This is a genomic window from Pseudoduganella dura (assembly GCF_009727155.1).
GTDB lineage: Bacteria > Pseudomonadota > Gammaproteobacteria > Burkholderiales > Burkholderiaceae_D > Rugamonas > Rugamonas dura.
This window is the reverse complement of sequence record NZ_WNWM01000002.1, coordinates 1,033,548-1,054,668: the sequence shown is the minus strand read 5'-3', so window position 1 is coordinate 1,054,668 and position 21,121 is coordinate 1,033,548. Positions and strand designations below refer to the sequence as shown.

Genomic DNA, 21,121 nt, shown 5'->3' with positions numbered 1-21,121 from the left:
TCGTACGGAAACCCGCCCCGCCGGTCGCGGCGCATGCGACAGACTGCAGCGGGAGCGGAACAGGCCGCAGATTTTTCAGTCCAGCGGCACGGCGCGATACCGGTTGACGTCCGTGCCGCTCACCGGCGGGGCGTTGTTGCCCCAGGCGCTGCGCAGGTAGGAGACCACCTGGGCGACCTCGCCGTCGTCGAGCGCGTGGCCGAACGGCGGCATGCCGTACGGGCGCGGGTTGCCGCGCGTGCCGGGCGGGAAGCCGCCGTTGAGCACGATGCGGATGGCATTGGTGGAGTCGGGCATCGTCAGCGCGCGGTTGCCCGCCAGCGGCGGGTAGCGGGGCGGGAAGCCGGCGCCGGTGGCGCCGTGGCATTCGGCGCAGTGCTTGTCGTACAGCCTGGCGCCGGCCTGCAGGAACGCCACCGCCTCCGGCGCCTTCGAACGCTCGTGTTTCGCGCCGCCGTTGGCCGAAGCCGGCAGCGATTTCAGGTACACCGCCATGGCCCGCACATCCGCCTCGGACAGGTACTGCAGGCTTTCGCCCACCACTTCGGCCATCGGGCCGAACACGGTGGCGCGCGGCGACACGCCCGTGTGCAGCAACTGGGCGATTTCCTGCACCGGCCAGCTGCCCAGGCCCGCTTCCGAGTCCGAGGTGAGCGACGGCGCATACCAGCCCAGCACGGGCACCAGCCCGCCGGACAGGTCGCCGCCGCTGCCGCCCAGCACATTGCGCGCGCTGTGGCACGCGCTGCAATGGCCGGGGCCTTCCACCAGGTAGGCGCCGCGATTCCATTCCACCGGCCGGTCGCGGCGCTCCCGGTAGACGCCGGGCCGGAAGTACAGCGCGCGCCAGGCCGCCAGCGCCAGCTGCGTGTCGTACGGGAAGCGCAGCCGGTGCGGCGCGCTCGCGTGCCGTACCGCGGGGATCGTGCGGAAATAGGCATACAGCGCATCGGCGTCGTCGCGCGTGATCGCCGTGTAGTTCGTGTAGGGGAAGGCGGGGTAGAGCAGCCGCCCGTCGCGCGAGCGGCCGTTGTGCAGCGCGTTCCAGAAATCCTGCGCGCTCCAGCGGCCGATGCCGGTCTCCGGGTCCTGCGTGATGTTCGGCGAGACGATGGCGCCGAACGGCGTTTGCAGTTCGCGGCCGCCGGCGTATTGCGCGCCGCCGCGCACCGTGTGGCACGCCATGCAGTCGGCGGCGCGGGCCAGGTAGGCGCCGCGGGCGATCCTGTCGGCGGCCGGCAGCGCGGCAAACGCGGCGCCGGGCGGCGGTCCGTCATCGTGGCGCGGCCACAGCAGGCCCACGGCGACCGTGAGCACCATCGCCGTGCCGGCGGCGATCCAGCGCGCCCGGCGGCTCATCGGGCACCGCCGTGATCGGGCACGCCGCCGCACCGCAGAGGCAGCGGCGCGGCGGGTGCCGCCGCCGGCCTGGCCGCGTCATCCACGCCCTGGCTGGCCAGCCATGCGGAAACCGCCGCCACATCCGCCCCGGTGAGCCGGGATGCCACGTCGGCCATGCAGTCGGGCGCCTGCGCGCGCCGCACCTTGTTCTTCCAGGCGCCGAACTGGGCATTGATGTAGTCGCGTGGCAACCCCACCAGCCCGGGAATCGCCGGCGCGACGCCGGCCAGCGCCTGGCCGTGGCAGGCGATGCAGGCGGGGATCCCGCGCGCCGCGTCGCCCTGCCGGACGAGCACGCGGCCCCGTTCCAGCATTTGCGCCGTGGCCTCCACGCGGGCCGGGCCGGTGGCGGAGGATCGATGCGGCGGATGCTGGCTGGCGAAGAATTGCGCGATTTCGCGCAGGTAAGGCTCGGGCAGGTGGCCGACCATGTAGGTCATCATCGGATACTGCCGGCGCCCGTCGCGGAAATTGAGCAGCTGGTTGTACAGGTAGCCTTCCGGCTTGCCGGCGATGCGGGGAAAGAACGCGTCGTTGCGCCCCTGCGGCTGGTGGCACGCGACGCAGGGCGCCACGCGCTGCGCCAGCGTATCGGGTGGAACAAGAGGAACTGGCGGCGCAGGCGAAGCTGGCAACGCAGGCGGCGACGCGGCCGCAGGCGCGGCAAGCGAAAAGGCGAAGGCGGCGATGAAAACCGTGCGCGTCGGGTGTCTTGGACTGGGCATGCCGTTCCTGGGCGGATGTCGACCGCGCAAGCATACCCCCGCGCGCGCCGGAAGAACAGCGCCGCGCGCTTCAGCCCTTCGCGGCCGCCGCTTTTTCCGCCGCTGGCCTGCGCGGACGCGCCACCTTCGGCGGCGGCAGCGTATTGCCGAGCGCGATCCAGTGGCGGTAGACGCGCAGCGCCACCTGGGCATCGTCGGCGGCATATTGCTGCTGCCTGTCCGTCAGCCTTGGCGCGGCCCAGTTGGTGGTGGAGATCTTTTTCGATTTCTGCAGCTTGCGGCCGAAATACTTGGCCACCGCGCTCTTCGCGCCCAGGTCGTGCTTCTGGCCGGGCACGCGCAGTGCGCTCGACAGGTCGACCACCCGTGCCGGCTCGATGGCGAGCTTGGCGCGCAGGCGCTTGACATCGTCCGACAGGCCGAAGCCCACCTTCAGCGTCTGCGTCGATTCGAGAATGGCCCTGAGCGCCGGCAGCAGTGCCGCCACGTCGGGGCCCACCGGGAACAGCCAGGCCGTGTGCTCGTCGGCGAACTGCACCAGGTGCGGTCCGTCCGAGCTCTGGCCCTTGACGAAGGTGGGTTTGGATTCGGTGTCGAAGCCGATCGCGTCTTGCGCGAGCAGGGCGGCCTGGGCGGCCTGCGCTTCCTCGGCCGTGCGCACGAGGCGGATGTCGGCCAGCGCGATGCCCGGGTAAGGCGGCAGTTCGGGCTCGCGCGGTGCCGCTTCGGTATGAAACGCCATCAGGACGCCATCAACCCTTGCGGGAGAACTTGGCGGTCAGCTGTTCGAGCTTTTCCTGGCGGCGGCTTGCCGCTTCCTCGGCCGCCTGCGCTTCGCGTTCGGCCTTCTTGCGCTCCGCTTCCTTGCGGAAGCGTTCGGCCAGCGTTTCCTTGGCATGCTTGCGGTGCACGTCGGTGACTTCGGCGCCGGCCGAGCCATCGAGGTTGTAGCGCACGGTGGCCTTTTCCATCGCGCGCAGGTAGCGCTGCGAACCCGTATGAATGCCCAGCGCGGAACGCATCAGCTTGCGGTCGATGCCCGGCACCTGCGCGATGATCTGCTTGTCGATCCCGATCGCCAGGGGCAGAAAATCGCGGAATGGCGGGAACTGCTGCCCAAGCTGCTTCAACAGCGAGCGGGCGCTCAGCGCCGGAGCCGCCGCCGTGGTGGACGCAGTGCCCGGGGCAGCAACGCCCGGTGCGGCACCATCGGCCGCGGTGACGTCCTGTGCAGCAGCGTCCTGTGCAGCAACATCTTGCACAGCATTGTCTGGCGTGGCGTCTTGGGAAGCGGCGGCTTGGGAAGCGGATTCGTCGGCAGCGGAAGTCTCGGGGGTAAGGCTGGTATTCATCGACATCATAGGTTAATCAGGAGGCGTCAGCATACCACGCGCAACCAGCGCACGCCTTGCATTTTTCGTCACCATGCCGGGCCGATCACACCCCTTGACAGCTGGACTTTATGCCATCGGCGTGCCAGGAGATAGCAAAGCGTGTATAATGGCCGACGCACCAAAAGCAGCACGGTGCAGATTCAGTCTGGTAAGGAGTTGTACGCGGTCCCCTGAACAGGGCTTTCCGCATGACGGCGCCCGGGGTGCATGAACGGATTCATGAAACCCGGCAGGCGCGACAGGGCCGAGCCCTCTCTTCTGTTTGTACTGAATACCCGGAACCGAGTCCGCGACGAACTCGTGCCTGATCGACCCGTTAATCGGGCCATGGAGGCGCGGTTCACGATGCGCGGGCTTTTTTCATTCCGGATGATCCCCATATACGTACCGGCGGGGCCTCGATGAAGGCCGCGCTGGATTGTTCAATTTTTTCCACCGCGTCGTGCCCGGCCAGGCACTGAAGAGATATTTAATGACGACGAAAATGCCGAAGACCCTCACGCTGTCCGCCAAGAAGCCGCGCGCCGAAGCCGCGCCGCTGACTGTGCCGAAGACCACCTTATCCTATGTGATCGACAATGCGCAAGAGGCCGCCGGCAAAGTGACCGTGGTAAAGAAGAAAACGTCGCGCCTGGCTGTGCTGGCCGGTGACACGGCGTCGGCCGACCTGCCGGTGGAAGCCGTTGCGGACGCGGTCGAGGAACCGAAAAAAGCGGTGCGCAAGGAGCAGGACGACGCCGCGCCGAAAGCGCCGGTGGTGCGCGTGCGCAAGGCCAAGCTCGACCTGAACGCATCGGCCGCCACGCCGTCGTCGACCGCCCCGGCCGCCGTCAGCCAGGTCACGGATGCCGCCACGCTGGCCTCGATCGACACCTCCGGCTACCTGCTGCCGTCCGTCAAAGTGCCGGGCCGCCGCGGCCGCAAGCCGAGCGAATTCACGCCGGAGAACGATGAGGTGGCGGCGCTGAACGCCGTCGAACGCGCCGAACTGAAGGCAGCGTCGAAGGCGCGCGAGCGCAAGGCGAAGGGCCTCGATCCGTTCGGCGGCGAAGCCGGCCTGACCACCGACGACGTGGAAAAGCGCCGCCAGCAGTTCAAGAACCTGATCAACATGGGCAAGGACCGCGGTTTCCTCACCTATGCCGAGATCAACGACCAGTTGCCCGAGAACATCGTCGATCCGGAAGCGATCGAAGGCATCATCGCCACGTTCAACGACATGGGCATCGCCGTCTACGAGCGCGCCCCGGATGCCGAGGCGCTGCTGCTGTCCGACAACGTGGCCACGGCCACCTCCGACGACGAAGTGGAAGCGGCTGCCGCCACGGCGCTGTCGACCGTGGATTCCGACTTCGGCCGCACCACCGACCCGGTGCGCATGTACATGCGTGAAATGGGCGCGGTCGCGCTGCTCACGCGCGAAGGCGAGATCGCCATCGCCAAGCGCATCGAGGAAGGCCTGCGCGACATGATCCAGGCCATCTCCGCCTGCCCGACCACGATCAACGAGATCGTCGAGCTGGCCGCGAAGATCGAAAGCGACGAGCTGAAGGTGGACGACGTGGTCGACGGCTTCGTCGATCCGGACGAGAATTCGGCGCCGGCACCGGCGGCGGCACCCGCGCCCGCGGCGGCCGGCGACGACGACGAGGAAGAAGAGATCGAGGAAGAGGATGCCGACGGCGACGCCAACGGCGGCGCGGCCGGCTTCTCCAGCGAACAGCTGGTGCAGCTGAAGGTCGATGCGCTGGAGCGCTTCGCCGTCATCTCGTCGCAGTTCGACCGCATGCGCAAGGCCGCCTACGGCTCCGCGGCGTACCAGAAGGCGCAGTCGGCGATTTCCGTCGAGCTGCTGGGCATCCGCTTCACCGCGAAAGTGGTGGAAAAGCTGTGCGACACGCTGCGCGGCCAGATGGAGCAGGTGCGCAACATCGAGCGCGCCGTGCTGGAACTGTGCGTGAACCGCTGCGGCATGCCGCGGGCGCACTTCATCAAGGTCTTCCCGGGCAATGAAACGAACCTGGACTGGGTGGACGGCGAAGTGGGCGCGCGCCATCCATACAGCGCGGTGCTGGGCCGTAACGTGCCGGCCATCAAGGAACTGCAGAACAAGATGATCGACCTGCAGGAGCGCGTGGCGCTGCCGCTGGCCGACCTGCGCAAGATCAACAAGCAGATGGCGGCCGGCGAGAAGCGCGCCCGCCATGCGAAGCGCGAAATGACGGTGGCCAACCTGCGCCTCGTGATCTCGATCGCCAAGAAATACATCAACCGCGGCTTGCAATTCCTGGACCTGATCCAGGAAGGCAATATCGGCCTGCTCAAGGCGGTCGACAAGTTCGAGTACCGTCGCGGCTACAAGTTCTCGACGTACGCCACGTGGTGGATCCGCCAGGCGATCACGCGTTCGATCGCCGACATGGCGCGCACCATCCGCGTGCCGGTGCACATGATCGAAACGATCAACAAGATGAACCGCATCAGCCGCCAGATCATGCAGGAAACCGGCAACGAGCCGGACATGGCGACGCTGGCGGCGAAGATGGAGATGCCGGAATCGAAGGTGCGCGAGATCATGAAGATCGCCAAGGAGCCGATTTCGATGGAAACGCCGATGGGCGAGGACGGCGATTCGCAGCTGGGCGACTTCATCGAGGACAACACCACGCTGGCCCCGCTGGACGCCGCACTGCACGCCTCGATGCGCAATGTGATCAAGGAAGTGCTCGATTCGCTGACCCCGCGCGAAGCGAAGGTGCTGCGCATGCGCTACGGCGTCGAAATGTCGAACGACCACACGCTGGAAGAAGTCGGCAAGCAGTTCGACGTGACGCGCGAACGTATCCGCCAGATCGAAGCGAAGGCCATGAGCAAGCTGCGCCAGCCATCGCGTTCGGACAAGCTCAAGACGTTCCTGACGCAGAACTGATCGGATTCCCGATCGCACCGAAAAGGACGCCGCCGGCGTCCTTTTTTTTCGCCCGCGGGCATGAAATGAATTCCAAAATAACTAGGTGAATGTTGCGGTGCGCTGTATGCTCTGACTGACACTACGTCCAGTCGTTGTTGTTTCGGTTGGACTCTCCGTCGCCTTTCGGCGGCCCTGTTTGATTCCTCCTTGACAGCATCTCCTGGTCGCCTGTGCAACTGGGCGGTTTTGCCTGTGCAATCGAATGGAGAATCCCCATGAACGAAACAGATATTTGCGACACCGAGCTCGTGGTGACGGTGCTCGAAGCGCTGCAGGAAGAAATGACGGCCGATCTCGCGGACCTGGAAGGCCGGATCAGCGCGGTTCCCGAAGGGATCTGGATCGCCCCCGCCTATGGCAGCGGCGAGCTGGAAGAGCTGCGCACCGCCAGGACGGCACTGCACAGCGGCCTGGCCAGCATTCGCGAAGTGCTGGTATGGATCGCGTGGATCACCGAAAAGGACCCGGAAGGCGAGACGTCGATCGCCGCGCAGCCCTTGCCGACCGAGCTGGGCTTCCCCATCCATTGATGCTGCCCGGCCACGGACATGGCCGGGCGTGATGACCGTCGCGGCCGATGCGTGCTAGGATGCAACATCCTGCAACGCTCACGATCATCATGAAACACCGGCTGTTCCTGTTCGACCTCGACGATACGCTGCTCGACTTCAAGGCGTCCGAACACCTGTCGTTCGTCCGCACGCTGGGTGCGCTGGGCTTCTCCGGCGAGCTCGCCGGATTGTTCGGCCAATACCAGGTCATCAACACCGCGCTATGGCGCAACTTCGAGGCGGGCACCGTCTCGAAGGAGTTCCTGAAGGTGGACCGGTTCCGCCAGACATTCGCGGCGAACGGCCTCGACCTCGATCCCGAGGCGGCCAGCCGCCTGTTCGTGGAGTCGCTGGCCGATACCGTGGTGCTGGTCGACGGCGCCGAACAGCTGTGCGAGGCATTGGCCGACGTGGGCGAAGTGGGCATCGTCACCAACGGCGCCGAGCAGATCCAGCAGCTGCGCATCGCCAGCTCGGGCCTGGCCGGCCACATTTCGTTCGTGTGCACGTCCGAGGCGTGCGGGTTCGCCAAGCCCGATGTGCGCTTCTTCGAACACGCAGGCAAGCTGGCGCGCGCCTTCGCGCGGCACGAGGCGATCATCATCGGCGACCGGCTCGATGCCGACATCCTCGGTGCGAACCGCTACGGCATCGAAAGCGGCTGGTTCAATCCCGGCCGGCTGGCCAACGATTCGGCCGCCGTTCCCACCTTCGAAGTGGCCAGCCTGCACGAGGTGGTGCCGGCGCTGGCGGGCCTGGCGCAACCACGTTGACCGCGTATCACATGCAATGATCCAGGGAAATAACTGGACCTGAAACCCCGCAATCAACGATAATGAGAATCATTATCATTTGTTGCGGGATTTCATGTTTCAGTTCAGCAGTCACCTCCGTCCTTGCGCCGGCGCCGTCCGCCTGGCCATTGTTTCCCTCGCTGTCGTCGGGCCGGCATGCGCCGCGGCGGTACCCGATACGCCGGCGGGCGTGGAAGGGCAGGCCGTGCTGCCCGTCGTCGAAGTCGGCGCCAGCCGCGAAGGCTTCGCCACGCAGTCCGTGTCCACCACCAGGTCCGATAAATCGCTGCAGGAAACGCCGCAGTCCATCTCCGTCGTGACGCGCGCGCTGATCGATGCGCGCCAGGCCACCACGCTGGACGAGGCCATCGAAACCGTGGCCGGCGTGACCTCCGGTACGCTGGGCCGCCGCGGCTGGGACGACTTCATCATCCGCGGCCAGAGCGCTTCGGACACGATGGTCCTCGATGGCCTGCGCATCGGGCAGGCCAACTGGATCGCCCAGGAAGTGTTCGGCGCCGAGCGCGTCGAAGTGGTGAAGGGCCCCGCCTCGGTGTACTTCGGCCAGGTCACGCCGGGCGGCACCGTCAACATCGTCAGCAAGCGCCCGCGCCCTGAAGCTTTTACACAGCTCGGGCTGACCGTGGGCACCTACGGCTACCGCCAGGGCACGTTCGACATCGGCCGCCCGATCGCCTCGGAGAACGGCAAGGCCGCGCTGCGCGTGGCCGGCATGGCGATGAATTCGGACGACCCGACCGACAATGTGTGGTTCAAGACCCGCTACCTGGCGCCGTCGCTTTCGCTGGACCTGGGCATCCGCACCGATTTCACGATCCTGGCGTCGATCAACGGGCGGCAGTACGTGCGGCAGCAGGGCCTGCCGGTGGCGGCCACCTCGCTGACCGGCGCGGACGCGCTGGTGCCGCACAGCTTCTTCACCGGCGACACCACGGTTGCGCCGTACGACGCCGAACAGAAGACGGTCGGCTACACGCTGGCCCACCGCTTCGACAGCGGCTGGACGCTGAACCAGACGTACCGCCATACCGACATGGAACTGACCGGCCAGCTGGCGAATACCAGCGGCGCGCTGACGGCCGCCGGCAATTTCAACCGCAATGTGCTGAGCCAGGATTTCAACGGGCGTTCGGACGGGCTCGACACCAGCCTGGCGCGCACGTTCGGGTGGGGCGGCCTGGCCCATCACGTGATGGCGGGCTTCGATGCGATGCACGACCAGCTCTACCGCGACTCGCGGCGCTGCGCGATCGCCGCCCAGAACATCCACAACCCGGTAACGGGCCGGCAGGTCACGGCGTGCGCGGTCACGTCGATCGTCGATACCACGCTGGCGCAGAACGGGCTGTACCTGCGCGACCATGTCGACGTGTCGGACCGGCTCGGCGTAAGCCTGTCGTTGCGCCACGATCGCGCCAGGCTGAAGACCGTCAACGTGCCGACGGCAGCCCGGTCGGACGTGGACAGCTCGGCCAACACCGGCCACGTCGGCGCGGTGTACAAGGTCACGCCGAACATCGCGCCGTACGTCAGCTATGCCACGTCGTTCCTGCCGCAGACCGGCATCACGGCGGACGGCAGCCCGATCGAGCCGGAAGAGGGCAGGCAGGGCGAGATCGGCGCCAAGTTTCTGTCCGACGACCGGCGGCTCAGCGCCAGCGTGGCGTATTACGACCTGGAGCGCCGCAACCTGGCGCAGACGGACGACGTCAATCCCGGCTTCCAGGTGGCGATCGGCGAGCAGCGCACCCGTGGCTACGAGGCGGAAGTGGCGGCCGACCTGAAGAACGGCTGGCAGTTGTCCGGCGCCGTGTCGTTCCTGGACGCGGTGATCACCGAGGCGGCCGGATCGCAGGCCGCGACCGTGGGGCAGAAGCTTTCCGGCGTGCCGCGCAGGACGGCGAACCTGCTGGCGAACTACCGCTTCACCGGCGCGCTGCGGGGCTGGGGAGCGGGCTTCGGGTTCCGGTACGTGGGCGAAAAAACGTCCACCAGTTCGCCGTACGTGGTGCCGGCGTACACGGTGGCCGATGCCAGCGTGTCGCTGGAACGGCGCGGCTGGCGCGTGCAGCTGAACGTGAAGAACCTGTTCGACAGGGAATACTTCGCCGGCGCCGCGAACGCCACCTGGGTCCCGGTCGGCAATCCGCGCACCGTGATGCTGAAGATGGTCGCCGATTTCTAGCAAGTCAGGATACCAGACCCGATACCAGACCCGATACCAGACCCGATACCAGACCCGATACTAGACCCGCATCCGCCGGGCCGGCTGCCGCCGCGCCAGCAGTGCCGTGGCGGCCAGCCCGCACAGGATCAGCAGCACCGCGATGACTTCGGCCTGCGTGCAGCGGAACACGCCGAAGTCGAGCACCGGGTTGTGGCGGATCTGCTCGATCAGCAGCCGCTCGATGCCTGCGCACACCAGGTAGACCGCGAACAGCCAGCCCTTCTGGAAGCCGTGCCGGCGCAGCGCCCACAGCACCCCGAACAGCGCGATGCACATCGCCGCCTCGTACAGCGGCGTGGGATAGACGCCGGGCAGGGCGATCACTTCGCCGACGATATTGTTCTCGTACGTCTGCGCCCACAGCCAGGCGGGCAGCCAGTCCGGCTTGAGGGCCATGTCGGCGGCGATGCCCCAGTCGCCGTCGCCGGACAACTGGCAGCCGATCCGGCCCAGCGCATAGCCGAGCATCAGGGCGGGCGCGGCGGCGTCCAGCACGGCCGGCGCCGGCAGTTGCCAGCGCCGTACGCAGACCAGACCCGCCAGCGTGCCGAAGATCAGGCCGCCGAAGATGCTCAGGCCCGAGCGGGTGAAGATCATCGCCGCGGGATCGGCCAGGAACCCGTCGGTGTGCTCGAGGATATGGAACACCCGGGCCCCCACGATGCCCGCCGCCAGGGTAACCAGCGTGAGATCGGAGACCACGTCGGCCGGGGCGACCGGGCGGCGTGCCCGCTCGCCGCGCGCGGTCCTGTAGCGCAGCTGCGCGTAACCGAGTTCGCCCGAAGCATGCAGCCTGGCCAGCTCGCGCCGGAGAACGGCGCCCGCCACGAACATGGCCAGCACGACGGAAAGGCCGAAGACCGGTATCGGCAACGGCAGGTCGATGCCGGTCAATGCCTTGATGATGTCGCCCAGATACGGATATGCCATGCAGTTTCCCTTTTCAGTAAATCGTCGGCTTGCCGAGTAAACCGTAGCGCCAGTGCACGTAACCCTTCCGCAGGCACCAGAACACTAGCGCCGCCAGCAGCACGAGCAGCGCATGGTCCGACGGCCTGGCCTTGTACGACAGGTCGATCGTCGACGGCATCGTGAATGCCTGGTAGCGGTGGCCGGTGTAGTGGGCGCCGACCAGCTTGCCGTCGTCGGTGATCTTGCCAGTCTCGTACAGGCTGCCCCGGTTGGGATGGATACGCATCTGCCCATCCTTGTAGACGAAGGTGAGCGGGGCATGGTCGCGCATGCGGACCGTGCCGACCACGTCGCCGGCGGCATTGATGCCGGTCGCGTAGCTGTTGCCGTTGGCGATCAGGGCACCCAGGTCGATCATCCTGCGGCCATCGTGCAGGAAGGCGTGCCAGCGGCGGTCCGCGGTTTCCGATGCGCCCACGATCATGCCGCTGTCGTTGATGGCGGTGGCGGCGCTGACCCGGCCGCCCAGCGTGCCGAGGTCGCGCATGCCCTCGCCGGATGTCCATGCGAACGCATGCCGGTAGCCGTTTTCGAGCTGCGCGGCGCCGACGACGGTGCCGCTGTTGTTGATGCCGGCGGCATAGCTGTTCCTGCCGCCGAAGGTGCCCAGGTCCGTCATCCGCGTGCCGTCATGCGCGAACGCATGGTAGCTGCCATCCTCGATATCGGCATAGCCGGCAATGTGGCCCGCCGCGTTGATCGCGATGCCCAGGCTGCTGGAACCGCCCAGCGTGCCGAGATCGCGCATGCCATCCTGCTGCCAGCGGAACGCACGCCAGCGGCCGCTGCCATCGAGCGCGCCGCCGGTCACGGTGCCTGCGGCGTTGATGGCCGCCGCATAGCTGTCGGTGCCGCCCAGCGTGCCGAGCTCGGTGACCTGGCCGGCGCGGTAGAGCACCGCGCGGCGCCGGCCGTCTTCGTTGCGGATTTCCCCGGCGATGACGCCGGCGGGGGTGATGTCGGCAGCCAGGCTGTGTTCCACGCGGCGTTCGCCGAAGCCCGCCTCGGCCATGGCCGCGCCGTGAATGAACAGTGCCGCGAACAGGATGCTTGTTTTACGCATGCAGATCTCCTTCGGGAGTGGATGACTACACACTTCTGTCCGCCGCGGCCGCGGCGGGCCTTCAGTACGGCTGGCCGCTCACGTCGAGCGCGATGCGCCACAGGGCGCGGTCGCCGGTGATGAAGAGGGTGCGGCCATCGGCACCGCCGAACGCCGCGTTGGTCACGTTGGCATCGACCCGGATCGTGGCCAGCTCCTTGCCCTGCGGCGAGAAGACCCGGACGCGCTTCGCGCCGTGTTCGGTCACGTACAGGTTGCCATGGCAGTCGAGCGTCATGCCGTCGCCGCCGTCGATGCCCTTGATGAAGGTATTGCCGGCGCCGGGCACGCCATCACGGATGGGATAGGCACGCACCTCGCCATCGCTGGCATTCACGTACAGCAGGCTGCCGTCGGGCGACAGTGCGATGCCGTTCGGGTTGCGCCGTGTCCCGTCCACCAATGTCACCTTGCCGTCGGTACCCACGCGGTAGATGCCGGTCACGGGCTGGCCGCCGGGCGCCGCCGCCTTCTGGTAATCGGGGTCGGTGAAGTACAGCGTGCCGTCCGCGGCGATGGCGATATCGTTGGGCGAGTTGAAGACGTTGCCGTTGTAGCTTCCGGCGCCGGCGGTGCGCGCACCGCCGGCAATCGCATAGCGCGACAGCGACTTGTACTTGTGCGTGGCGGCGACCAGGTTGCCCTGCGCATCGACGGCCAGGCCGTTGCTGCCGCTATCATCGAGGAAGGTACTGACGGTGCCGTCGGCGGCGAGCTTGCGGATGCGCGACGGGAAATCGCCCGCGTGGCCGAAGTCCGAGAAATACAGCGCATCGCCGATCCAGACCGGGCCTTCGTACAGCTGCGGCCCGGTGCGGGTGGGCGCCGCGGCGGCGATCCGCTGCGCGGTCAGTTCACCGGCCGGCGCCTTGCCGCAGGTGGCGGCGAAGGCGGCGCCCCCATGCAGTGCCAGCAGCGCGGCGGCCAGGGCCGCAATGCGGGCGGTAACGCGGGCAGTGAGACGGATAGCGGCGTGGGTAGCGGCGTTGGTAGCGGCGCGGGTAGCCGGGCGGATCGGTGCGGTGAATGCCATACATGCCTCGGTAGTGGGACCTCGGCGATTGTAGGCACGTATTATTTTTGTTGCAATCGTTTTCGCCGGGCCCGCCGCCGGGTCACACCTTGCGCACGAATTCCGTTTTCAGGCTCATCGCGCCGAAGCCGTCGATCTTGCAGTCGATGTCGTGATCGCTGTCGACGAGGCGGATGTTCTTCACCTTCGTGCCCTGCTTGATCACGCCGCCGGAACCCTTCGGTTTCAGGTCCTTGATGACGGTGACGGTATCGCCATCCTGCAGGATATTGCCGGACGCGTCGCGGTACACCCGTGCGGTTTCGGCGGACGCCTCGCCGGCGGCCGGCCATTCATGCGCGCACTCGGGGCAGACGAGGTTGGCGCCGTCCTGGTACGTGAATTCGGAATTGCATTGCGGGCAGGGTGGCAGGGCGCTCATCGTGGATTCTTCGCGAAAAAACGGGCAGTATAGCGGATCGGATGCATCGGAAAGGAGAGTGAAATGGTGAGGGAAGGGTTGGCCAATCCGGTCTGGGCGGCACTGGACAGCGGCCATCGCCACCTGGCGCAAACGCTGGGCGGCATGCGGCGCTACGGGCCCGATCTGGCGCCGTTCTGCGCGGTACCGGAGCACGGCATGCCGGTACCGGCGAACGATCTGGAGCAACTGGGCGAGGACGTGTATTTCGTCGGCGCGATCCCGGCCGTGCCGGACGGCTGGCAAATGACAGAACTGTCCAGCGTGCTGCAGATGGTCCACACGGGCGGGAGCGTGCCACAGCCCGCCGCGGAAGGCGTCGTCGAACTCGATGCGCTCGATCCGGGGATGCTGGAGCTGACATCGATTGCGTTTCCCGGCTACTTCCGGCCGCGTACCGGCACGATGGGCCGTTATGCCGGCATTCGCGATGCGGGCAGACTCGTCGCGCTGTCGGGCGAGCGGATGGACTTCGGCGAGCTGCGCGAAGTGAGCGCCGTCTGCACGCACCCGGAGTACACGGGCCGGGGCCATGCAAGGCTGCTGGTGCGGTGCATCGTGCACGGCATGCAGCGGCAGGGCGTGACGCCGATGCTGCACGTGGGGGCGCGAAACGAGCGGGCCATCGCGCTGTACGAGGCGCTGGGCTTCGAGCGCAACGGGGTTCTTCGGCATGCGAAGCTGGCGGCCAAAGTGTCCTGACGCCAGCTATTGCGCCGGCGCTTCCGACGCCGGGCACTGCCGGAGTGTTAGTCACCTGCCTCGACGTCGCCGATGCCGGAGACCGATTTGTTCAGTGTCTTCGGCCGCCCGAAGTAGGTCAGGCTGCCCATGCCGCGCACCACGGCGTTCAGCGTCTGGCTGGCATGCACCTTCACGTCGCCGATGCCTTCGAAGTTGACGTCGGCCCGCTCGGCCTTCAGGTATTGCGTGGTGACTTCGCCGACACCGCGCGCCTTCAGCCGCAGCCATTTCGCGCTGCCCTTGGCTTCGAGCCGGCCGGCGCCCTCGAACTGCAGGTCGAGCCGCTCTTCCTTCACGTTGTCGATGACCACCTGCCCGGCGCCCTCGACGATGCACTTGACCAGCGACGGCACGGTGACCACGATCCTGTCGCCATCCTTCAGCGACACATTGTTTTTCTCCGCGTAATCGATGCGCAGCTCGTCGGCCTTCACGCTGGTGATCACCTTGCCGATGAACTCCGGCCGGCCGATCACCTTCACCGACTGGGCCTGGCCGGCACGCACTTCGATGTTGATCGGCCCATGCACGTTGATGGCGCGGAAAGCGGCCAGTTGCCGCGCATCTTCGGCGCCGTATGCCGACGTCACGGCAAACGTGGAGCAGAGCAGCGAGTACAGCAGGGTGCAGAGCGGAAGAGCGCGTGACATGGCAGGAACCTTTTTTAGTGTTATGTGGTGATGCGATTCTAGATGCGCCACCGGCGGCGTCGCCGGCAATTGCGACGAAACGTCGTTTTACGGTTCCAGGTTGCACGAAACCCGGCAATGAGCGGCGCTGGCGCCGGCTCCTTGCGCTTACTTCGCGGGCCGCGGCCGCGCCGGATTGCCCACTACCGTCATGCCGGCCGGCACGTCGCGGGTGACCACGCTGCCGGCGCCGACCAGCGCACCGTCGCCGATCGTCACTCCTGGCATGATCAGCGCGCCGGCACCGATCCACACGTTCTTGCCGATGCTGATCGGGCGGCCGAATTCGAGGCCTTGCGCGCGCACTTCCGGGTCGCGGGGATGGTCCGCCGTGAGGATCTGCACGCCGGGGCCGATCTGTGTGCCGTCGCCGATATCGACCTGCACGACGTCCAGGATCACGCAGTTGAAGTTCAGGAATACGCCGCGGCCCAGGCGGATGTTGAAGCCGTAATCGACGTGGAACGGCGGGCGGATGAACGACTCTTCGCCGACGGCGCCGAGGCGCTTTTTCAGCAACGCGTTCAGTTCGGCCGGGCCGAGCCCGCGCGTGAAGTTGTATTCATCCATCCAGTCGCGCGCCGCGGCCAGGTCGGCCTGCAGTTCGGCATCGGCCGCGGTGTACAGCTCGCCGGCGAGCATTTTCTGTTTTTGGGTGGTGGGCATCGGGTTTTCTTTCGGTATCCGGGGTTGTGGAAACTGCCGGGATTGCCCCGGCAGCGTGACCGTGAAGTGTAGCGTCGTTGCCGCCCGTCGGCGCTGCGCGGCGAATATGCGTCAGAAGCCGGTGAAGATGTCGCTTTCCCAGGCCGTTTCCGCATTGGGATACAGGGCGATGCCGACGCCGCCCAGCGCGCTGGCCGCGCCGGGCGCCGAAATATCGCCCTTGATGAAGGTGTCGATCAGCCGTACCGTTGCCAAAGGCTGCGCAACCGGAAAGCCGTGGTCGAATCCCTGGTTCGGATTGATCATCACGGCGGTCACGTTGGCGCCTGCGCGCTTGAGGTCGTATTTCGAGGTGGCCGTGTAGTTGTCGTAGATGACCTGGTCGCCGCGCCATGCGGCAAAATCGGTGGTGGCCTTCACCAGCATCGCACGCTTGCCATTGAACAGCGCGCCCAGGCGGCCGTCGCCCGGGATGGTGACCACGCTGCCGTCGGCATTCGGTGCGGGCTTGACCACGTTGACGGGAGAGACATTGAATTTATGCGAGTAGTACAGCGATTCCGGCATGTACTGGATAGTGAAGCCGTCGAGCAGCGAACCGCTGTAGTTCGGCGAAGCGCGGAACGTGGGGTCGGTGACGGCTGCGGGGGTGAAGGCCTTGCCGATGTCGTATTTCAGGATATCGTTGTAGACCACCGCGTCCCACGTGGCCTGCACGTTGGCGTAGGTGCGCTGGTCGCCCTGCCACGAACGCTGCTGGAACCCGGTGCCCGCGAGGCCGGCGGCATCGTTTGCGACGGTGACCCAGTCGCCATCGGCCCATGAATGGCCGGCCGTATCGGTGCCGGCCTGGCCCGCATTGAAGCCGACACGGACGCCGCGCGTGCCGATCCCCGCCAGGCTGACGACATTGGCGTACCGCCCGGGATTTGCAATGACCATCTCCAGCGCGGCGCCGAAACCCATCGAGTAGCCGACCAGCGTGACGCCGGAGGTCGGGAAGCCGTCGATCCTGTTCATCACCTTTTCGAAATCGACGGCGAAATCCCTGAGCGACGTGATCTTCCTGTTGTAGCTCGACTTGCCGCTGCCGCGGTAGTCGAAGGCATAGACGGTATAGGCGTCATTGAGCGCATCGACTGAACGGAAAAAGCCCATCATGCCGTCGAATGCGGCGCCCGAAGTGTTATTGCCGGGTATGAGGACGATGGTCTTCGGGCCATGGCCGGCCTTGCGGACATAAATGCTTTCCTTCGGATCGCCGGCGGCCGCGCCGTCGATGATGATGGCGCCCTCGCCGATGGTGGCGATGGCGTCGGCGTTGACGCCGGGGGCGCCGGCCACGCCCTGTGGGCCCCGGTCGCCGGTGCCGCCGCAGCCTGCAAGACCGATCGTGAGAGTCAGCAAAAACAGTGGAATGACGCGCCTGGTCAGCAACATGTTGTTCCCCGTTCGTTTAGTAGCTATCAGGGTGCCGCTCCCGTAGCAGGATAACGCCGGATAAAGATAGCACGACCGGACAGCACGACGCGATAGCACGACGGGGAAAAAAGGAAATGATGCAACCGCACCATGCGCGGCCGGGCGCCGGCCGTGCCAGGGATGCTTCGCTGCCGCGCGCAGTCCGGGTCATGTCCAGGCGCGCAGTTCCAGCGTGCTCCAATTCGGGCTAATATGGGCTGAAAGAATCCGATTCGGCCGAAAGGAGCATGCGACATGAACACGGCACAATGCCAAGCCCTCGTCGCCACCTTGGAAAAGCGCTTCACGCAGAACATGCGCAGGCACCCGGGCGTCGACTGGAGGGACGTCCACGGACGCCTGCTCGCCAGACCGGACAGTCTGAAAGCCCTGCATGAAATGGAAAGGACCGGCGGCGAGCCCGATGTCGTCGGGAGCGCGGACGACGATGGCGCCTGCCGTTTCTACGATTGCGCCGCCGAAAGCCCGACAGGGCGCAGGAGCCTGTGCTACGACGCGCAGGCGCTGGCGTCCCGCAAATTGAACAAGCCGCAGGACAGCGCCGTCGACATGGCCGCGGCGATGGGCATCGCGTTGCTGACGGAGGAGGATTACCGTGCATTGCAGCAGTTCGGCGAGTTCGATGCGAAGACGTCGAGCTGGATAGCGACACCGCCCGGCATCAGGGAACTCGGCGGCGCCCTGTTCTGCGACAGGCGCTATGGCCGAGTGTTCGTCTACCACAATGGCGCCGAGTCCTATTACGCCGCACGGGGATTCCGCGGTTCGGTGAGAATCTGAGTATCTGATACCGGCTGCAATATCGGCTGCTATGTCGGCTGAACCCGCAGGCGCGAAAAAAAAGCGGACCCGCAGGTCCGCTCTTGCAGGCCGGGTAAAAATCAGCCCGTGTTGCGCAGCCCCGCGGCCACGCCGTTGATCGACAGGTGAATCCCCCGGTTCACGCGGGGATCGGTGTTGTCCGCATCGGCAGCCAGCGCGCGGCGCCGCTTGATCAGCTCCACCTGCAGGTGGTTCAGCGGATCGAGGTAGGGGAAGCGGTTCTGGATCGAGCGCGCCAGCAGCGGATTGCCGGCCAGGCGTTCGGTCACGCCGGTGATGGTTTCCAGCACCTCGAGCGTTTGCCGGTACTCGTCGCCGATGCGCTTGAAGATGCGCTCGCGCAGTTCCTTGTCCGCCACCAGCTCGGCATAGCGCGAAGCGATCGCCAGGTCGGTCTTGGCGAACACCATGTCCATGTTCGACAGCAGCGTGGCGAAGAACGGCCAGTGCGCGGCCATGTCGCGCAGTTGCCCGATGCGCTCGTCGCGGTCGCCGTCGGCAACCCAGCCGGCGACGGCGCTGCCGAAGCCGTACCAGCCCGGCAGCAGCAGCCGGCACTGGCCCCACGAGAAGCCCCATGGAATGGCCCGCAGGTCTTCGATGCGCTTGGTCGACTTGCGCGAGGCGGGGCGCGAACCGATGTTCAGCTCCGCGATCTCGGCGATCGGCGTGGCGGCAAAGAAGTAGTCGGTGAAGCCCGGCGTTTCGTACACGAGGTTGCGGTAGGCCTTGTAGGCCCGTTCGGACAGGTCCGACATCACTGCCTCGAAGCCGGCCAGCTGTTCGCCGTGCTCCGGGTGCGCTGCCGGCGGCATCAGGCTGGCCTCCAGCGTGGCGGCCACCAGGCGCTCCAGGTTGCGGCGGCCGATCTCGGCGTTCGAGAATTTCGATGCGATGATCTCGCCCTGTTCCGTCAGGCGGATCTGGCCGTTGACGGTGCCTTTCGGCTGCGCCAGGATCGCCTCGTAGCTCGGGCCGCCGCCGCGGCCCACGGTGCCGCCGCGGCCATGGAACAGGCGCAGCTTCACGCCGGCCTTGCCGAACACGTCGATCAGCGCGATCTCGGCCTTGTACAGTTCCCAGTTCGACGTGAGGAAGCCGCCATCCTTGTTCGAATCCGAGTAACCCAGCATCACTTCCTGGATCTGGCCGCGCTGGGCGATCAGCTGCTTCACCAGCGGCAGGGCCATCACCGCGTCCATGATGCCGGCGGCGCGCTGCAGGTCGGGAATCGTTTCGAACAGCGGGATCACCATCAGGTCCGCCGTGGTCTCGCCGGCGGCATTGGTGCGCAGCAAACCGGTTTCCTGTTGCAGCACCAGCACTTCCAGCAGGTCGGACACGGTTTCCGTGTGCGAGATGATGTAGTTGCTGATGGCCCGCTCGCCGTAGCGGCGGCGGATCTCGCAGGCGGCGCGGAAGATCGACAGTTCGGTCTGCGTTTCGTCCGTGTAGTCGATGTAGGGCGAATATAGCAGGCGCGGCTGGGCCAGCTCGGCCAGCAGCAGCGCCACTTTCGCATCCTCGTCCAGCGCGGAGTAGTCCGGCTGGGCACCGGCGCGGGCGAACAGTTCGGTCAGCACGCGCTCGTGCACGTCCGAGCTCTGGCGCATGTCCAGCGATGCCAGGTGGAAGCCGAAGATGTCGGCCGCGCGTTTCAGCGTGGTCAGGCGCGGGCGCGCCAGCATGCCGCCGTGGTTCGCTTCCAGCGAATCGATCAGCACCTGCAGGTCGGCCGAGAATTCGGTCGCCTCGGCGTACGGCTCGCCGTGGCCGACTTCCTTGCGCAGGATGTTGGTGGCGCCGAGCGTGCGCGCCGTGCTGGCCAGGCGCGCATAGATGCCGATCAGCGCGCGGCGGTATGGCTCGTCGGCGCGGTGGTCGGACTGGTCCGGCGACGCGTCGGCCAGCGCCTGCAGCGCCGGGCTGCACGCGATCATCAGCGTGGAGATGGACAGGTCGGCGCCCAGCGCGTGCGCCTCGTCGAGGTAGAAGTCGAGGATGGTCGTGGCCTGGCGCTCCAGCGCGTGCTGCATCGTGCCGGCGTTGACGTTCGGGTTGCCGTCGCGGTCGCCGCCGATCCAGCTGCCCATCTGCAGATAGGGTGCGTCGATGCGCGGCGCCGCCGTGTCGGCACCGTCGATGCCGTACTGCTCGGCGATATCGGCTTCGATATCGTCATACAGGCCCGGCACTTCGCGCAGGAACGTGATGCGGTAGTACGACAGCGCGTTCTCGATCTCGTCCGCCACCGTCAGTTTCGTGTAGCGCAGCATGCGGGTCTGCCACAGCGTGGCGATGCGCACGCGCAGCATGTGCAGGTTGGCGGCGCTTTCGCGCGGCGTCAGCGGCAGGTCGCGCTCGGCCAGCAGGCGGGCGATGTCGTGCTCCGCATCCAGGATCGACTTGCGCTGCACCTCGGTCGGGTGGGCGGTCAGTACCGGTGCGATCAGCGCTTCCTGGAAGAAGTCCTGCACGGTTTGCTGGTCGACGCCGGCTTCCTTCAGCTTGGCCAGCGCGAAGCGGGTACTGCCGCGCCGCGGCTGCGAGCCCGCCAGCAGGTGGGCCCGGCGGCGGCGGATGTGGTGCTGGTCTTCCGCGATGTTGGCCAGGTGCGAGAAGTAGGAGAAGGCACGCACCACCGAGATGGTCTGCTCCTTCGTCAGGATCTTCAGCATGCCGTCCAGTTCCTTGGCGGCGCCGGCGTCGGCTTCGCGGCGGAAGCGCACGGCGGTCTGGCGGATGGTTTCCACCACGGCGAAGACTTCCTCGCCTTCCTGTTCGCGCAGCACGTCGCCGAGCAGGCGGCCGAGCAGGCGGATGTCTTCTTTCAGCGGCGCGTCCTTGTCGGCGGCGCCTTGTTCGCTGAGTTGTTCATTATCTGTCGCACTTACTTGATTAACCATGGATTGATCGCTACGAAGTGGCAAAGTTGAGGTTCGGTGCATTGGGCTCGTGGCCACGGCTGCAAGGAATGCGCGTGCTAGAATTTGTGGTCTCCGGACCACGCGCAGGTAACTGATGCACGCCTGTAAGCGTAAGCAGCAGCGAAAATACAGCGAAAAGT

At 66.6% G+C, this 21,121-nt stretch carries 18 protein-coding genes; 6 read left to right on the top strand and 12 right to left on the bottom strand.

What is annotated here, in order from left to right; genetic code table 11:
* Positions 1–75 precede the first annotated feature (75 nt).
* The 4 genes from GJV26_RS04750 to GJV26_RS04735 all read right to left on the bottom strand — a co-directional run bounded on the left by GJV26_RS04750 (position 76) and on the right by GJV26_RS04735 (position 3,274).
* Positions 76–1,359: a cytochrome c gene (locus GJV26_RS04750; RefSeq protein WP_155707826.1), complete on the bottom strand. Its 1,284-nt coding sequence runs from the start codon at positions 1,357–1,359 to the stop codon at positions 76–78.
* Positions 1,356–2,126, bottom strand: coding sequence for a c-type cytochrome (locus GJV26_RS04745; RefSeq protein WP_155707825.1), 771 nt, complete (start codon positions 2,124–2,126; stop codon positions 1,356–1,358). Before GJV26_RS04745 ends, GJV26_RS04750 begins: the two co-directional genes overlap by 4 nt.
* Positions 2,127–2,196: 70 nt before the next feature.
* On the bottom strand, positions 2,197–2,868 hold the full coding sequence (locus tag GJV26_RS04740) for a 3'-5' exonuclease (RefSeq protein ID WP_155707824.1): 672 nt from the start codon (positions 2,866–2,868) through the stop codon (positions 2,197–2,199).
* Between the two features lie 10 nt (positions 2,869–2,878).
* Complete coding sequence (locus GJV26_RS04735) at positions 2,879–3,274, bottom strand: ProQ/FINO family protein (RefSeq protein WP_229419543.1); 396 nt, start codon at positions 3,272–3,274, stop codon at positions 2,879–2,881.
* A gap of 718 nt (positions 3,275–3,992) precedes the next feature.
* On the opposite strand from GJV26_RS04735, the gene rpoD reads away from it, so the two are divergent.
* The 4 genes from rpoD (at position 3,993) to GJV26_RS04715 (ending at position 10,042) form a co-directional block, all read left to right on the top strand.
* Positions 3,993–6,449 carry an RNA polymerase sigma factor RpoD gene (gene rpoD, locus GJV26_RS04730; RefSeq protein WP_155707822.1) on the top strand — a complete coding sequence of 819 codons (2,457 nt, stop codon included), beginning with the start codon at positions 3,993–3,995 and terminating at the stop codon, positions 6,447–6,449.
* Positions 6,450–6,706: 257 nt separating this feature from the next.
* Entirely contained in the window at positions 6,707–7,021 is a 315-nt protein-coding gene (locus tag GJV26_RS04725; protein ID WP_155707821.1) for a hypothetical protein, read from the top strand.
* A gap of 59 nt (positions 7,022–7,080) precedes the next feature.
* A complete protein-coding gene (locus GJV26_RS04720; RefSeq protein WP_229419171.1) occupies positions 7,081–7,815 on the top strand; it encodes a YjjG family noncanonical pyrimidine nucleotidase in 735 nt (244 codons plus the stop codon).
* 94 nt (positions 7,816–7,909) lie between these two features.
* Positions 7,910–10,042, top strand: a complete 2,133-nt coding sequence (locus tag GJV26_RS04715) for a TonB-dependent siderophore receptor (RefSeq protein WP_155707820.1) — start codon at positions 7,910–7,912, stop codon at positions 10,040–10,042.
* 60 nt (positions 10,043–10,102) lie between these two features.
* Here GJV26_RS04715 and GJV26_RS04710 read toward each other — a convergent pair whose 3' ends face one another.
* The 4 genes from GJV26_RS04710 to GJV26_RS04695 form a co-directional block, all read right to left on the bottom strand.
* Positions 10,103–11,014 (bottom strand): prolipoprotein diacylglyceryl transferase, encoded by a 912-nt coding sequence (locus tag GJV26_RS04710; RefSeq protein WP_155707819.1) that lies wholly within the window; start codon positions 11,012–11,014, stop codon positions 10,103–10,105.
* A 13-nt stretch (positions 11,015–11,027) separates the two neighbouring features.
* Positions 11,028–12,119 (bottom strand): HAF repeat-containing protein, encoded by a 1,092-nt coding sequence (locus GJV26_RS04705; protein WP_155707818.1) that lies wholly within the window; start codon positions 12,117–12,119, stop codon positions 11,028–11,030.
* 61 nt (positions 12,120–12,180) lie between these two features.
* Positions 12,181–13,191 (bottom strand): SMP-30/gluconolactonase/LRE family protein, encoded by a 1,011-nt coding sequence (locus tag GJV26_RS04700; protein ID WP_155707817.1) that lies wholly within the window; start codon positions 13,189–13,191, stop codon positions 12,181–12,183.
* A gap of 82 nt (positions 13,192–13,273) precedes the next feature.
* Positions 13,274–13,612 carry a zinc ribbon domain-containing protein YjdM gene (locus GJV26_RS04695; protein WP_155707816.1) on the bottom strand — a complete coding sequence of 113 codons (339 nt, stop codon included), beginning with the start codon at positions 13,610–13,612 and terminating at the stop codon, positions 13,274–13,276.
* A gap of 63 nt (positions 13,613–13,675) precedes the next feature.
* Between GJV26_RS04695 and GJV26_RS04690 the strand changes: the two genes are divergently transcribed.
* Positions 13,676–14,353 carry a GNAT family N-acetyltransferase gene (locus GJV26_RS04690; protein WP_155707815.1) on the top strand — a complete coding sequence of 226 codons (678 nt, stop codon included), beginning with the start codon at positions 13,676–13,678 and terminating at the stop codon, positions 14,351–14,353.
* A gap of 47 nt (positions 14,354–14,400) precedes the next feature.
* Here GJV26_RS04690 and GJV26_RS04685 read toward each other — a convergent pair whose 3' ends face one another.
* From GJV26_RS04685 to GJV26_RS04675, 3 genes are all read right to left on the bottom strand, one after another.
* Entirely contained in the window at positions 14,401–15,045 is a 645-nt protein-coding gene (locus GJV26_RS04685) for a GIN domain-containing protein (protein ID WP_155707814.1), read from the bottom strand.
* 147 nt (positions 15,046–15,192) lie between these two features.
* Positions 15,193–15,750, bottom strand: coding sequence for a sugar O-acetyltransferase (locus tag GJV26_RS04680; RefSeq protein ID WP_155707813.1), 558 nt, complete (start codon positions 15,748–15,750; stop codon positions 15,193–15,195).
* A gap of 111 nt (positions 15,751–15,861) precedes the next feature.
* Positions 15,862–17,190 carry an alpha/beta fold hydrolase gene (locus GJV26_RS04675; protein ID WP_155707812.1) on the bottom strand — a complete coding sequence of 443 codons (1,329 nt, stop codon included), beginning with the start codon at positions 17,188–17,190 and terminating at the stop codon, positions 15,862–15,864.
* Between the two features lie 276 nt (positions 17,191–17,466).
* Here GJV26_RS04675 and GJV26_RS04670 point away from each other — a divergent pair, with 276 nt between their 5' ends.
* A complete protein-coding gene (locus GJV26_RS04670; RefSeq protein ID WP_155707811.1) occupies positions 17,467–18,012 on the top strand; it encodes a DUF4256 domain-containing protein in 546 nt (181 codons plus the stop codon).
* 101 nt (positions 18,013–18,113) lie between these two features.
* Here the strand turns inward: GJV26_RS04670 and ppc are convergent, their stop codons facing one another.
* Positions 18,114–20,960, bottom strand: a complete 2,847-nt coding sequence (gene ppc, locus GJV26_RS04665) for a phosphoenolpyruvate carboxylase (protein ID WP_155707810.1) — start codon at positions 20,958–20,960, stop codon at positions 18,114–18,116.
* Between the last annotated feature and the right edge of the window lie 161 nt (positions 20,961–21,121).